Raw genomic sequence first — 14,450 nt, forward strand, 5'->3', positions numbered from 1 at the left:
GGGGGGGGGAGCCCCCCGGGAACGTGGTGGGGGGGGGGGCGCTCCTTGGTCCCGGGACGTGCTGTGGCGCTGAGCGCTTGGTCCCGGGACACGCTGGTGGCGCTGAGCACTTGGCGCCGATATCGGTGGGGGCCGGGGGCGTTCGCCGGTATTGGTCGGGTCAGGGTGGCCGGTGGCGGCAGAGTGTTCGGGGGTGGCCGGGGGCGTCTGGGTGTTCGGGGGTCCCGTGGTGGCCGGTGGCGCCGGGCGCGTTCGGCCTGGCCGCGACGCTTCCCTGTTCCCGGGCCCGTCTCCCTCGCCGTCGCCTACTGGGCGTGGCCGTGACCGTGGCGCTCGGCGTACGGAGACGTCACCGATGGCGTGTCCAGGCGGGCGGTGATGACGAGGGTGCCCTCCTCGATCTGGTAGTCGAGCGGGAGGCCGAGACCACGCATGGCGGCCACCATGCCGGTGTTCGACGCCTGCGTGACGGCGTACACGCTCTCGCAGCCGGCCTCGACGGCCATCGCCACCAGGCGGCCGAGCAGTTCGATGCCGATTCCGCGCCGCTGCCACTCGTCCTCGACGAGCAGTGCGACCTCCGTCTCGTCGCCGTCCCAGAGCAGATGACCGAGCCCGACGATCCTGCCGGACGCCGTCCGCACGGCGAGGGTGCGACCGAAACTGGGGCTGAGCAGGTGGTTGAGGTACCGGTACGCGTCCCCGACGGGGCCGTGGTACCGCATGCTCAGCGTGCGCGGCGAGCAGCGTTCGTGCATCGCCTTGGCGGCCTCGACGTCCGAGACGTCCGCGCGCTGCACGGTGATCGCGTTGCCCTCGGGCAGCGTCAGCAGGTCCTGTCCGCGCGGAACGCGCGGGCCGAGCCGCGCGTCCAGTTCGACCAGCGCCCGCGCCCGGGCGAACTCGGTCGGTGTGAACGGCAGATACGGCCGCTCCACCGTGATCACGCCGCCTTCCGGAGCGCGCAGCCGCATCACCGTGTCCTCAAGCGCCCCCTCCACGGGAGCTCCCTGCGTCGCCCGGCCGGAGACGGGGGAGGTCGCGGGCAGCGAACGGATCGTGCACCGCCCGAGCAACTGCCGCAACGCGAGGGGAAGTTCGGAGGCGTCGAGTGCTGTACGGGTGGCCAGGCCGAGCACCCGGGTCGGCGCGTCCACCAGGTCGTGGGCGTCGGCCCGCTCGATCCAGGTCGACGTGCCGCCGGCCTGCGCCACGCTGCGGGTGATCTCGGAGGTGGCCAGCTCGGCGGGCGCGCGCAGCAGGAACTCGTCGACCGTTCCGTCGGCCAGCGGGTGCGTCTGGAGGCTCAGGATGTCGACCTGGCGCTCCGCGAGCGCCGTGCAGAGCGCGGCGAGCGAACCCGGCGCGTCCTTCACCGTCGTCCGCATCCGCAGCAGCACGGTCGCCTCCACGGCCGGCAGGGGCGTGGAGGCCGTCGCATCCGCCGCGGAGAGCGCGCCCGTTCGCCCGTCGGAGGGCGGCCGGGCGCCGGTATCGCTCGTCGGCGGCGCGTGACCGTGGCGGCGTGCCCACCATGTGTGGAATCCGGCCGTGGCGACCAGGAACACCGCCGAGATCACCAGCAGCGCGGGACCGTCGGGCCCGTGCCCGATCAGGTTGGCCACTCCGTCCGCGACCGCCACGGCCGTGAACAGCGCGGCGAGTTCGACGACGTCCCGTCGCCAGTGGTGAACGGGCCGTCCGTGCTTCGCACGTGTCACATCAGACATGTCTGGAGTCATACAGTCACTGTGAAGGAATGGTGTTGCGTGATCACGAACGGCTTGTGACTGATCGGTTAAGTGTCCTTCTGTCCTATTTGCAGTTCTTTTTACGGGTCTTTTGCCTCGAACGTAAGACCTGACTGCCCACCTGGTCAGGGCCGCCGGACCACCGCCGGCCCTGAGACGAGACCTTCCCGTTGGGGGGCTCCCTGTATGGGGCGGCGGCTTCCCACATCAGGCAACAGCTCCCCGCGTCAGGCAACCGCCTCCCGTGTCAGCGAGGTCCGCAGCCGTCGGGCCTGGGTCACCATCCTGGACGAGCCCCGCCGTTCGGCGGCGCCGGCGAGATGCGCGAGATCACCACGCGCCCCGGCCCGCTCGGCGCAGTCGGCGGCGATGGCCAGCAGCTCACCGAGCCCTCGCACCGCGCCGCTGCCCGTACCGCCGCCCGCACCGTCGGCGGCGAGCTCGGCGAGCAGAGCCGGCAACAGACCGCGCAGCACCGACCAGACCGTGGCGTACGCACCCGTGGCCGCCGCCGTGCGGATCGACTCGGCCAGCCGGGACTTCTTCAGAGCGCCCCTCAGCACCAGTTCCCCGAGGTCCGCGCCGAGCCGGCCGGCGTCGAGCTGTCCCCGGGCGGCGAGGACCAGCAGGGCGTCCACCGCGGCGAGCCGGTCCTCGGCATGCCGGGCACCGAGCCCGTACGCCACGCACAGATGCAGTGCTTCGCCCGCCGTGCCGTCGGCCTCGGCGAGCAGCGGCAGCAACGCGGTGTGCATGCGGCCGTCCTCCACCGCGGCCGTGCTGAAGTCGCTCAGGAGCCGCGCCGCCACCAGTTCCCGGCGTCCCGGTACGACGGCCGGCCAGTACCGCCGGTGCGTGCCGCCCCAGTGCCAGCAGTACGAGCGGTCCTTGAACGCCGTGAGGGGGCGGCCGAGCAGCCGGAACTCTCTCGGGAAGAGGCCCTGTATCTCTTCGAGCTCGCCCAGTTCCAACAGGACGCGGGGGCCCGAGGTCCGTCGGCGGACCGTCGGGAGCAGCGGCGCTTCGGAGGTGAGCCACTGGGCCAGGCGGTATCCCTCCGGGCTGCCGAGGGCGCGGGCCCGCGCCGCGGCTGCCGCCGTCGTCACGGAGTCGTCGCGCCGCACGCGCAGCAGTGCCTGCGCGAAGTCGGCCGTGCCCGGCCGGGCGTCGAGCCGTCGGTACTCGGTGAGGCGTTCCACGAGCTCGTCCGGCTCCAGCAGCCCGCTGTCCCAGGTGGGGGTGGCCAGCAGGAACGGCATCGGTTCGGTGCGAAGGCGGTAGCCCGCCTCCCACAGGCGCGCGTCGAGGGCGCGGGAGAGCGCGCTGTGATGGCAGTTCCCGCTCGCCGGTCCCCGCTGCACCGCCGCGTGGAGCGTGTCCATGCTGACCCCCTCGAACAGGGCCGCCAGGACGACTTCGAGACCTTGCGCCGACTCACGGAAGCTTCGGTCCACGACCGGGTAGCTCGGATCGCGGTCCTTCCACCAGCAGCGCGCGACCACGGGGCCGAGGGCCTCCACCAGCGCGTCCCGGTCACGGTGGGCATGACGGACCAGGCCGTCCAGAGCGCGCTCGAACGCGGCGACTCCACCGCCGGAGGCCATGATCGCGCTGACCTCCTCGGCCAGTTCGGCCACCGACTCCGGTGCCGCCGCCAGCCGCTCCCGCTCCGGAACGGGCGGCAGTACCTCCTCCTGGACCGTCGAGGCGGAGCCCGGAGCCTCGACGCCGAGGACGCGCCGCGCCCGCAGCCGAAGCCCCGGGCTCAAGTCGGCGCTGAGGTCTTCGAGCCGAGCCCGCGCGTCATCCGAGTCGGGGAGGGCGCCGGCATGGCGCTCCACCAGCTTCAGCGCACGCTCCTGCACCTCTGTGTCCTCGTGCCCGAAGGCTTCCGCCGCCGCGGGCAGCAGCACGCCCGCGGTGGACGGATCACGCTTGAGGACCTTCCCCAGCAGGACGAGCTGAGCGCGCACCAGCTTCTTCTCCGTACGGAAGAGCACGCCCGAGGACATCTCGGCGAGCTGCCGGGGCGTCAACTCACCGTCCAGCGCGAGAGAGGCGAGCACCGACTGCGCGTGCCAGGCGACGGCCGGACCGGCCTGGCAGGCGAGCGCCGTCCAGTCGCCGGTGCGCTCGCGTTCCTCTTCACGCGTCGGAGCCAGGGACGACAGCAGACGCAGGAACACCCGCTGGTCGGCCGGTGCGCCCCCGCGCAGCAGCCGTGCGACGCAGGCGTCCACCAGGACCTGGCGGTCGAGGGTGCCCTCCTCGGCCAGCTCCGTGAGGGCGTTGTACCAGCTCCCCGGTCCGTCGCCGAACAGCCAGGCGATCCGACTCGTGACGTCCAGCGACTCGAAGAGCGCGCTGATCATCACGGACAGATGTGGCTCCTTGCGCAGTCGCTGCGCCACGGTGTCTCCGTTGTGCCATGAGGCGCCGGTGTGCTCCAACCAGCCCTGGACATAGGCGTCGGTCGTCGGAACCGCGCAGCCGGACAGCCCCACCAGTCCCGACAGCAGGGCGAACGGGACCAGGGACGTCGTCGGCCGGGCGGCGAGGCGGTGCGTCAGATCGGCGAGCCAGCCGGACTCGCGGTCGCCCAGGACATGGAGCAGGACACCGGGGGAGGCCTGGGACCAGCGCATGTCGACGCCGGCGATCCAGGTCGCCGCGCCGGCGGCGCCCGTGTGACACGCCGCGCCCGCCGCGTGCAGCGCGGGACAGGTCACGCGGGACTCCGCGTTCCACGGCGCGGACCGCAGCTCCTTGCGCAGCTCCTTCAACGCGGGCAGACAGGACCGGCGTTCGGCATCGGTCATCCCGTCCAGGAGCCCGGCGGCCTCGACCGTCCGCCCCGCCCGTACCGCCTTCAGCAGTGCTTCGTCGCTCATCGTCCATCGCCCCCGCCGAACGGAACTTCCTGGAATTTCTCGGGTTGTCCTGTGGCCCGGGTCGCCCCGTGCCCGCCTCCGTGCTCGACCCTGGCGCCCCGCCGCACCATCCGTACCGCCAGAGCGTGCTTGCACGGCCCGCGGCCGCCCCGGTACTTCGCCCACCACAGGCAGGAGCAGCTCAGCCTTCCCGCGTCGTCGCGGACCCGGTGCACATGCCCGTCGTCCGCCGTCACCGTGCCGACGGCCCCGGCCAGGGCGACCGCGCCCGCGGAGACGAGGGCGTGCGCCGACCGCAGGCGCGGATTGTGCCGCTCGGCCCGCCCCGCGTAGTAGGGCAGTTCCCGGTGGAAATACGCGGCTTCCGCGGTGTCGTAGCCCACGCGCCCCGATGTGCCCAGCCGGATCAGGGCGGCTCTCACGCGCTCGGCCGGCAGGCCGGAGCCGGCGGCCAGGTCACCCACGTCGACGCGGGGTTCCCACGCCAGCAGCACCGCGATCAGCTCGGCGTCCTCGGCCGCCTCGTCGGTGGCGAGGGCGTCCAGCACCCCGCCCTCTCCGGAGAAGCCCCGGGACACGTCCGGCGAGAGCGTGAGTGTCAGCCGCATTCCGGGGAGAACGGCTTCCCAGGCGCCGGCCACGGTGGCGTCGCCGGTGACCGGCGGGCCGTACACGCGCAGGGCCGTCGCATGGCGCAGCACCCGCTGGAGGGCGATCAGCCGGTCGGGTCCGGGCAGACAGACGGCTTCCGGAACCGGCCGGGTTGTCGGACGGAGTCCCCGGCCCGCGGGCACCACCCACTGGGGGCCGCCCGGCCTGCCGCGCACCGTGCCGCGCGGGAGCGAGCGCAGGAACCGTACGGCCTCGGCCGCGGGGAGCTCGGCCCGCAGGTCGAACCCGGCCGCCGTCACCTGGGCCTCGGCGAATCCCCGCAGCCACCGGTCGGGCAACGGCACCTTCTTCTCCACCACCGGTCCGTCCAGCGTGGTCACGGCCATCTCGTCGGGGCCCACCCGAAGATGCAGCGGATCGTCCGTGCCGATGCGGGAGAGGGCCTCGCGCAGCGGGTTGTTGACATCGACGTTCGTCGTCCCGTGCCCGATCTCGTCGCCGTCGAGGCCAGGTGCCAGCACGTCCAGACGCGCGTACACCCCGCCGCAGCCGGAGAAGGACTCGAACCGCAGGCGGTCACCGTTGCCCGTGACCACCGGGTCGAGGGACGCCCGCAGTCGCGGCTGGTAGTAACGCGCCGCGGCGACATCGGCCACCGCCAGCAGACCCGCGGCGGCCACCTGAGGTGACGTCAGGAAGCCCGCGAAGAACCGCGGATGGTCCTCGATCCCCGCGGGCGTCGAGCCCCGCGACGTCTCGAGCCCCAGCCGCCGCCCACCGGGCACGGACTCCAGGACGGAGGGTCGGGTGTAGGCCACGGCCTGCAAAGATCGCGTCATGCAAAAACCGTAGAGGCGACCACTGACAATCACCTCTGACCTGCGACGACTTACCCCGCCGGGCCGACACGAGGGGCAGCCACGCGGTGGGTCCGCCGTGCCGGGCGGCCGGGGTGGGACCGGCGTGCGGGGCACGGCGCACCGGTGCTCCTACTGGCCTACGCGTCCCGGCTGGAGCACCTGCGTGAACAGCACGGTCCCGTCCTGTTTGCGCAGGCGTACCGTCAGCTCGCCGCTGTCGCCGTCGATGTCGACCTCGCCGAAGAACTGGTAGCCGCCCGCGGGCGAGACGTTCGAGGCGACGGGCGCCTTCACGAACACCCGCTCCGGGCCGAACGTGTTGTCCAGGGCGCTCGCCGGGAAGGCTCCGGCGTTCAGCGGGCCGGAGACGAACTCCCAGAACGGTTCGAAGTCGGTGAACGCGGCCCGCGACGGCTGGTAGTGCTGCGCCGAGGTGTGGTGCACGTCGGCGGTGAGCCACACGGTGCCCGTGATCCGCCGGTGCTTGATGAACCGCAGCAGTTCGGCCAGTTGAAGTTCGCGTCCGAGCGGCACGCCCGGGTCGCCCTGCGCCACGGCCTCGATGTTCGGCCGCCCCTCGGTCGTGTCCGGCACGACGAGGCCGAGCGGCATGTCCGCGGCGATCACCTTCCACACGGCCCGCGAACGCGACAGCTCGCGCTTCAGCCACTCCAACTGCGCGGCACCGAGAATGCCCTGCGGATCCGTCGTCTGGTCGTCGGGGGAGTTGGCGTTGCGGTAGGTGCGCATGTCGAGGACGAACACGTCCAGGAGCGGGCCGTGACGCATGACCCGGTGGACGCGTCCGTCACGGTCGCCCGGCCGCAGGGTCGACACGGGGAAGTACTCGCTGAACGCGCGCCGGGCCCGCGCCGCCAGGACGTCGACACTCTTCTCCGTGTAGCGCGTGTCCGTGGTGGCGACCACCTCACCGGGGTACCAGTTGTTCCGCACCTCGTGGTCGTCCCACTGGATGACGGAAGGCACCTGGGCGTTGAACCGGCTGAGGTTCTCGTCGAGCAGGTTGTAGCGGAAATTGCCACGGAACTCCGCCAGCGACTCGGCGACCTTGGACTTCTCCTCGGTCGTGATGTTCCGCCAGGTACCGCCGTCGGGGAGCGCGGCCGTCGCGGCGACCGGGCCGTCCGCGTAGATGTTGTCACCGCTGCACAGGAAGAAGTCGGGATCGAGCCGGGCCATCGCGTCGAAGATGCGGTAGCCGCCGATGTCCGGGTTGATGCCCCAGCCCTGCCCCGCCAGATCGCCCGACCAGAGGAAGCGCACACCGCCGCGCCGCCGCCCGTGCGGAGCCGTACGGAACGTGCCGCTCACCGGCTCGCCGGTGCGCCGGGGGTCGTCCGGGTCCGCGAGCAGGACGCGGTAGTGGATCTGTTCGCCGGACGGCAGCCCGTGCAGCCGGGTGGTCCCCGTGAAGTCCGTGTCGGCGCCGAGCAGCGGACCGTGCCATCTGCGGGACTCTCGGAACGACGCGGTCGCCGAGGTCTCGACGACCATCCGCGCGGGCCGGTCGGAGCGCACCCACACCAGGCCGGAGTCGGTGGTCACGTCGCCGGTCTGGACGCCCCAGCCCGCCTTCGGCCGGCCGGACAGGGCGAATGCCGGCGCCGAGCCGAGCGTGGTGGGCAGGGCCAGTGCCGCCGACGCGGCCAGCGAGCCGCGCAGCACGCTGCGGCGACCGGGAAACGAACGGAACGGACGGTGCGACATGGATACGCCTCCGGGGACGGATTCGGCCAGTGTGCAGAGCCACACCTACTGGTACGCCGCAGCGCCCACGCAAACCACGGGTGAACAACCGGCCCTGAGACAGGGGGGAATCGTCACGGCGCCTGCGGTGCCGCCGACGGAAGGGTCTACTGAGCCGAGCCGACCGGGCCGGCCGAGCCGCCGCGTTGGCCGCCTCGCCGCGTTGGCCAGGAGCCACCCGCCCCGCCCCCGGCCGTGGCGCCTCAGAGCGTCGCCGACCCGTCAGGTGCGCCCAAGCCGCGTACGGCGTCCGCCATCAGCCGCACGCCGTCCCGTATCCGTTCGGGCGGCAGATGGGCGTACCCCAGCACGAGCCGTACGCCGTCCACGGCCGTCGCTCCGTAGTGTGCCGTCGGCCGGACCACGACCCCGGCCGCCGCGGTTCGTTCCAGGAAGCGGTCCTGTGGTCCGTAGCGGCCGGGCAGTGCGGCCACGACGTGCAGACCGGCCGCGATTCCGGAGACCTCCGTACCCGGGAAATGCTCCTCCAGGGCCGCGACCAGGACGTCACGCCGCTCCCGGTACGCACGCTGGCAGCGGCGCAGGTGCCGGTCGTAGTCGCCGCGTTCGACGAAACGGGCCAGGAGCGCCTGGTCGAGGACCGGGTTGCCGAGGTCCATGGTGCGTTTGCGCTCGACGACCTCCTCGACATGGGAGGCGGGGACGAGGAGCCAGCCGAGCCGAAGCCCCGGAGCGAGCGACTTGCTGACCGAGCCCGTGTACGCGACATGCTCGGGGTCCAGCCCCTGGAGGGCACCCACCGGGGCACGGTCGTAGCGGAAATCGCCGTCGTAGTCGTCCTCGATCAGCAGCCCGTTCACGGACCGGGCCCAGTCGAGGAGTTCGGCGCGACGCCGTGCCGAGTACGCGATCCCCGTGGGGAACTGGTGAGCCGGCGTGGTCACCAGGGCTCGTACACCGGAGGCTTCGAGCGCAGCGACCGCGAGACCGTCGTCGTCGAGCGGCAGCGGTACGGTGCCGACGCCGGCCGAGGCGAACAGCGAGCGGAGCTCCGGACTGCCGGGACGCTCGACGCCCACGCGGGGTGTCCCGCGCGCGTGGAGGGCGAATCCGAGCAGTGTCATCGCCTGGGCGACGCCGGAGACCACGATGACGCGCTCCGGGTCCGCGACCACACCCCGGCGACGCACGAGGAGTCCGGCCAGGGCCGTCCGGAGTCGTGGCAGACCACGCGGGTCCGGGTAGCCCAGTGCCTGGTGGGGCAGTTCGGCCAGGACCCCCCGGTGCGCGGCGGCCCAGGCGGAACGCGGGAAGAGAGACAGGTCGGGGCTTCCCGCGACGAAGTCGGCCCGCACCCCGCCCGCCCGCGGGGCACGGTCACGCGCGCGGGGGACGACGGCCCGCACCGCGCCGCCGACCCAGGTGCCGGACCCGCGGTCACTGCGCAGATACCCTTCCGCCGTCAACTGCTCGTACGCCTCGGTGACGAGCCCCCGCGACACACCGAGATCCCCGGCCAGCTCACGGGTGGACGGCAGCCGGGTGCCGGGAGCGAGCCGCCCGGAGCGGACCGCCTCGCGCAGCGCGGCCTGCAGGGTGCGTCCACGCGCGCGTGCCGGAGCCGACGCGGCCGGCAGGAGCAGTTCCCAGGAGGGCGCCGATTCGGCCGGATCTGCCGGAGCCGTGGTCGGTGCTGTCGGAGCGGGACGCGAGGGCACTCCGCGATTGGTCCCCGATGACGTCATGGAAGTGGACCTTAATCCGGGCCGCACCCGTTCATAGCGTCACCGTCATGAACGCCACCACCACCCGGGGCGCGCTGCTCGCCGCCCTCGCCTGTGTCCTCGTCGGAGGTTCCTTCACCGCCAACAGCGTGCTGGGCCACTATCCGTACGCGGGCGGCCAGTTCCTGCGCTACGGCCTCGCCTGCGTCCTTCTGCTGCCCCTCGTCGGCCGGGGCGGTGCCGCCCCGCTGCGGCTGCTCACGGCCCGCCAGTGGGGGCGACTCGCTCTGGTCGCGGCCGTCGGCATGGTCGGTTTCAATCTTGCGGTGCTCGCCGCCGAGCGCACGGCCGAGCCGGCGGTCCCCGGCGTCTTCGTGGGCTGCGCCCCCGTCGTCGTAGCGGTGCTCGTGCCGCTTCAGGAGGGCCGCCGTCCACAACGCCGCGTTCTGTACGGGGCGTTGCTCGTCGTGCTCGGCGCCTTCGCCGTTCAGGGATGGGGCCGCACGGACGCGGCCGGGATCGCCTGCTCCCTGGCCGCGCTGGCCGGGGAAGTCGGCTTCGCCGTACTCGCCGTACCGGTGCTGCGTCCGCTCGGGCCGCGGCTGCTGTCGGCCACCGTGTGCGCCGTGGCGGCGGCCGAGTCCGCGCTGGTCGGGGTGATCACCGGCCGTGGAGCGTGGCTGCGGATGCCGGACGTCACCGAGGCGACCGCGCTGCTGTGGCAGGCGGCGGTCGTCACGGTCGTCGGCTTCGTCTGCTGGTACATGGGCGTGCAGCGCATCGGCGCGGAGCGCGCCACGCTCTTCTCGGGCCTCATCCCGGTCTCCGCCGCCTGCACCGCGCCGCTCGTGGGCGCCGGCGCCTACGGGATCGCGCAGGCCGCGGGCAGTGCCCTCGTGGGCGCCGGAGTCGCCCTCGGGTCAGGCGCGTTGAGCGTCGTCCTCGGGCGCGGTCAACGGGCCGCCGAAAGGGGCCGCACGAAGACCGTGCCCCGGGACAGCGCGGACTCCGCTGCCCCGGACGGTTCGACCGCTGCCGCCCAAGTCCTCTCGGGCGCCGTCACCCAGGACGGCTCAGCGGCTTCCGTCGAGGATGACGCGGGCGACGAGCGCCGGGTCGTCGTTCATCGGGACGTGGCCGCAGCCGGGCAGCCGCACCAGCCGCGCCCGCGGAATGATCTGCTTGGCCCGGATGCCCTGGCGGCGGATCAGCAGCCGGTCGCGGGTTCCCCAGGCCACGGTGACGGGGAGCGTCGGGATGTCGTCCGTGAACTGGACGTTCGTACCCGCCCGGAGCGTGTCGGTGAATCCCTCCGCGTGGGCCAGCGCGAGGGTCTCGGCGACGACCGCGTCGGGTGAACGGCGGGCGGGTCGGGCGTAGATGGTGCTGGTCAGCACGGTCCGCCCGGCCGCGGAACGGGAGAGCCGCTCGATGACCGGGAGGGGCATGCGGCGGGCCGTCTGGCGCATGGCGATCAGCAGGCCGAAGGCGTACCGCCGCTCCACCGGCGACCAGAAGCCGGCGGGCGAGAGCGCGGTGACGGACCGTACGAGCTTCTCGCGGCCCAGTTCCAGGGCCAGCAGCCCGCCGAGCGAGTTGCCGGCGACGTGCGGCCGCTCGATCTCCAGCGCCTCGCACAGCGCGCCGAGCAGAGGCACCACCGTCGACAGGTCGTGGGTGAGTCCGTCGGGCAGCGCCGGGGACGCGCCGAAGCCCGGGAGGTCGACGGCGATGACGTCGCGCTCGGCGGCGAGGATGGGGATGACCGGGTCCCAGGCCTGGCGGTGGTGGCCGATGCCGTGGAGCAGGAGCAGCGGTTCGCCGGTGCCCTCGCGCGCGTAGGACACGGTGACCGCCTTCGGGCCACGCGGTGAGGGGAGGCTGACGGTGACCGTGTCGGACATGGGGCTGCTCCTCGTCTGAAGCTGTGACGAACCATCTCGTAGACAGCTTGTCAGCAACCGCTACCGACGGGTAGCCCCGAGCCGTCATGAACCTGCGCCAGGCATCACAGCTCAGGCATCAGAACCCGGTCACCTGACGCCAGGCACCCCACGGCGGGGACGGTGGAGCCGGGCACGGGCACCCGGCGCCGACCGGATGCCCGTGCCCCGCGTCCGCCGCATCCGGGGTTCCCCCGACCCCGCAGCCCGCGCTAGCGCGCCCCGCGCACCTCGATGTTGAAGTCCGCGTGCCCGATGCCCTGCATGAGCTTGACCCACAACGGCAGGTACATCTCCACGGCCCGCGCGGTCCGGATGTCCCCGAGGTCGAACACACGCTGTTCGGGCCAGCCGAACTCGCCCAACAGCGCCGTCACTTGCTCCTTGGCGCCCTCGTCGTCACCGGAGACGAAGATCTGGTGCTCGCCCGGCACCCTGGAAGGGTCCACCATCACCTGGCAGTTGACGGTGTTGAGGCTCTTCACCACACGGGTCCCCGGGAACTCCCGCTGGATCTGCTCGCCCACGCTGTCCGACTCCACGGGAGACAGCCGCAGCTCCCCGTCCTCGACGGCCAGGGGATTGGAGACGTCCAACACCACCTTGCCGTCAAGGTGTTCCGCCCCGGCCGACCGCAGCACGGTGAGCGCGACCCGCCCGCCCACCGCGTTCACGACCACCTGGCCGAACGCCGCCGCGTCCGCGAAGGTGCCGTGATGGGCCGTGGGACCCGCGCCGTCGGCCCACTCGACGGCCGCCGTGTTGTCCTTCGTACGCGAACCCAGGCAGACCTCGTGGCCCAGTTCGACCAGCTTGCCGGCGAGGGCGCGCCCCACGTCGCCCGTGCCCAGTACCCCGTATCGCATCGTCGTTCCTCCCGTTGTCGGGACCGTCGGTCACCGGCGGTCCGCGGCCATTGTGCTCCGGGGCGGCTGATTCGCCCGGCCGTTTCGCCTGGACACCCGGGAATGTGTCGGGTGGGATGGTGCGGTGGCAATCGACACGGCGACCGATGTCTTCGAGGAACACCGCCCCGTACTGATGGGTGTGGCGTACCGCATGCTCGCGCGAGTGGCCGACGCGGAGGACGTCGTGCAGGAAGCGTGGCTGCGCTGGTCCGCCGAGGACAGGTCGGACGTGCGTGAGCCGCGCGGGTACCTGGTCCGTGTCACGACCCGGCTCGCCATCGACCGGCTGCGCCAGGTGCAGTCGCGTCGCGAGGCCTACGTCGGACCGTGGCTCCCGGAGCCGTACATCACCGACTTCGGCGACACCGTGCCCGACAGCGCCGAGCGGGCCGTCCTCGCGGACTCCGTCTCCCTCGCCGTCCTCGTCGTCCTGGAGTCCCTGTCACCGCTGGAACGCGCGGTGTTCGTCCTGCGAGAGGCGTTCGGCTATCCGTACGCCGACATCGCCACCGTTCTCGACCGGGGCGAACCGGCGGTGCGTCAGCTCGCCGGGCGGGCGCGCAAGCACGTGGAGGAACGGCGGCCACGCTACGAGGTGGACCCGGCCGAACGCCGTGACCTCACCGAGCGGTTCCTCGCCGCGGCGGGCGAGGGTGATCTGGAGGGGCTGATGTCCCTGCTGGCACCGGAGGCACGGCTCATCGGCGACAGCGGCGGCCTCGCCCAGGCACCGCTGCGCGTCCTCGACAGCGCCGAGAAGGTCGGCCGGTTCGTCATCGGCGTCACCAAGAAGGGCGCGTCCGGCCTGTCGTTGCGCTTCCTCGAGGTCAACGGCGGTCTCGCGGTGCTCGCACTGTCGGGGGGCAAGCCCGACAGCATCATCCAACTGGACGTCGCGGACGGGCGTGTCCAGTGCGTCTACATCGTGCGCAACCCGGAGAAGCTGGTGTCGATCCCCGCCGCGTGATCCGGACGACAGGCCCTGGCCGCCGGCGTACGCCTCCCGCCGGGGCACCACAGGACAGCGGAAGCCCCCGTCTTTGTACGGGGGCTTTCGGCGTTGTGTCACGAACGTCGCCCGGCGAGAACACCCCGTGAACGCTCCGCGGCGGGGCGCCTGTGCAGTCCGTAAGGGTTCGAGGATTGGTCTTGACCAAGGGTGGGGGCGGCCCTATCGTCGCGGATAGTGCAGGAACCTTTAATAAACAAGGGCGTTAAAACGCCGCCGGGCCACGGCGATTGCGGAGGACAGGGTGGGGACCACGCAGTTGGAATCGGTGCCGGAACCGAAGTACTGGCACCTCAGGACCGTGCTCAGCGAAGCACTGGACTCCGAGTTCACGGTGGGCGAGATCCTGCCCAACGAACGTGATCTGGCAGCCCGCTTCGGTGTCGCGCGGGCGACCCTGCGCCAGGCACTCGAACAGCTCGAACTGGAAGGCCGGCTGCAGCGCCGTCGCGGGGTGGGGACCACCGTCGCGCCCCCGCGCGTGGGTGTGGCCGTCGGAACCGAACAGCATGTGTGGCCGGGGGCGGCCGGTGACGCCTGGCACGCCGCGGACTGCGCGGTGGCGGCGCCCCCCGCGCCGGTGACCGGCATCCTGGAGACCGCCGACGGCGAGCCGGTGCACATCGTGCGCCGTTCCCTGGCGACGCACGGCCAGCCCGTCGCCGCCGAGCTCCTGTACATCCCGGCGTCCTCTGTGCCGGACCTGTCGGCGATCGACGCGCCCTCGGGCGCCGCACGCGCGCGTGCCGTGCTGCGCGAGCTCCAGCGACTGGAGCTCGAAGGCCAGGACCGCGCCGTCGAGCTGGGCTCGGCCCGCGCGGACGACGCCAAGGAGCTCGACCGCCTTCCCGGTGCGCCCGTTCTCGTCGTCACGACCCGCTTCTTTACCGAGGGGCGCACCGCGGCGGTCTCCGTGGCCACGTACCGCGCCGACACCTGCCGGCTCACGTTCGGTGATTCAGGCGGCGTGGAGATCCACCACGACCCGGAGCGCCGCGCCTCCTGAGCCGTCGTCCGGCCCGGA

General features: G+C 72.6%; 9 protein-coding genes and 1 pseudogene. 3 read left to right on the forward strand and 7 right to left on the reverse strand.

What is annotated here, in order from left to right:
* Positions 1-305: 305 nt before the first annotated feature.
* From ACWEBX_RS23315 to pdxR, 5 genes are all read right to left on the reverse strand, one after another.
* On the reverse strand, positions 306-1,730 hold the full coding sequence (locus tag ACWEBX_RS23315; RefSeq protein WP_451886746.1) for a GNAT family N-acetyltransferase: 1,425 nt from the start codon (positions 1,728-1,730) through the stop codon (positions 306-308).
* A 248-nt stretch (positions 1,731-1,978) separates the two neighbouring features.
* On the reverse strand, positions 1,979-4,642 hold the full coding sequence (locus ACWEBX_RS23320; RefSeq protein ID WP_451886747.1) for a DUF7824 domain-containing protein: 2,664 nt from the start codon (positions 4,640-4,642) through the stop codon (positions 1,979-1,981).
* Positions 4,639-6,093 (reverse strand): SWIM zinc finger family protein, encoded by a 1,455-nt coding sequence (locus tag ACWEBX_RS23325; RefSeq protein ID WP_451886748.1) that lies wholly within the window; start codon positions 6,091-6,093, stop codon positions 4,639-4,641. Before ACWEBX_RS23325 ends, ACWEBX_RS23320 begins: the two co-directional genes overlap by 4 nt.
* Positions 6,094-6,243: 150 nt before the next feature.
* Positions 6,244-7,842, reverse strand: a complete 1,599-nt coding sequence (locus ACWEBX_RS23330) for an alkaline phosphatase D family protein (protein ID WP_451886749.1) — start codon at positions 7,840-7,842, stop codon at positions 6,244-6,246.
* A 242-nt stretch (positions 7,843-8,084) separates the two neighbouring features.
* The gene (pdxR, locus tag ACWEBX_RS23335) at positions 8,085-9,587 is read right to left on the reverse strand and encodes a MocR-like pyridoxine biosynthesis transcription factor PdxR (protein WP_451886750.1); all 1,503 of its coding nucleotides are present in this window, start codon (positions 9,585-9,587) and stop codon (positions 8,085-8,087) included.
* 47 nt (positions 9,588-9,634) lie between these two features.
* Between pdxR and ACWEBX_RS23340 the strand changes: the two are divergent.
* Positions 9,635-10,039: pseudogene (locus tag ACWEBX_RS23340) on the forward strand (EamA family transporter); the annotation flags it as partial.
* Positions 10,040-10,639: 600 nt separating this feature from the next.
* On the opposite strand, the gene ACWEBX_RS23345 reads toward ACWEBX_RS23340, so the two are convergent.
* Positions 10,640-11,470 carry an alpha/beta fold hydrolase gene (locus ACWEBX_RS23345; RefSeq protein ID WP_451886751.1) on the reverse strand — a complete coding sequence of 277 codons (831 nt, stop codon included), beginning with the start codon at positions 11,468-11,470 and terminating at the stop codon, positions 10,640-10,642.
* Positions 11,471-11,721: 251 nt separating this feature from the next.
* Entirely contained in the window at positions 11,722-12,375 is a 654-nt protein-coding gene (locus tag ACWEBX_RS23350; protein ID WP_451886752.1) for an NADPH-dependent F420 reductase, read from the reverse strand.
* 124 nt (positions 12,376-12,499) lie between these two features.
* Here ACWEBX_RS23350 and sigJ point away from each other — a divergent pair, with 124 nt between their 5' ends.
* The gene (gene sigJ / locus ACWEBX_RS23355) at positions 12,500-13,384 is read left to right on the forward strand and encodes an RNA polymerase sigma factor SigJ (protein ID WP_451886753.1); all 885 of its coding nucleotides are present in this window, start codon (positions 12,500-12,502) and stop codon (positions 13,382-13,384) included.
* Between the two features lie 286 nt (positions 13,385-13,670).
* Positions 13,671-14,432: a GntR family transcriptional regulator gene (locus tag ACWEBX_RS23360; protein ID WP_451886754.1), complete on the forward strand. Its 762-nt coding sequence runs from the start codon at positions 13,671-13,673 to the stop codon at positions 14,430-14,432.
* Positions 14,433-14,450: the final 18 nt, after the last annotated feature.

This window comes from Streptomyces sp. NPDC005070, from assembly GCF_053600395.1.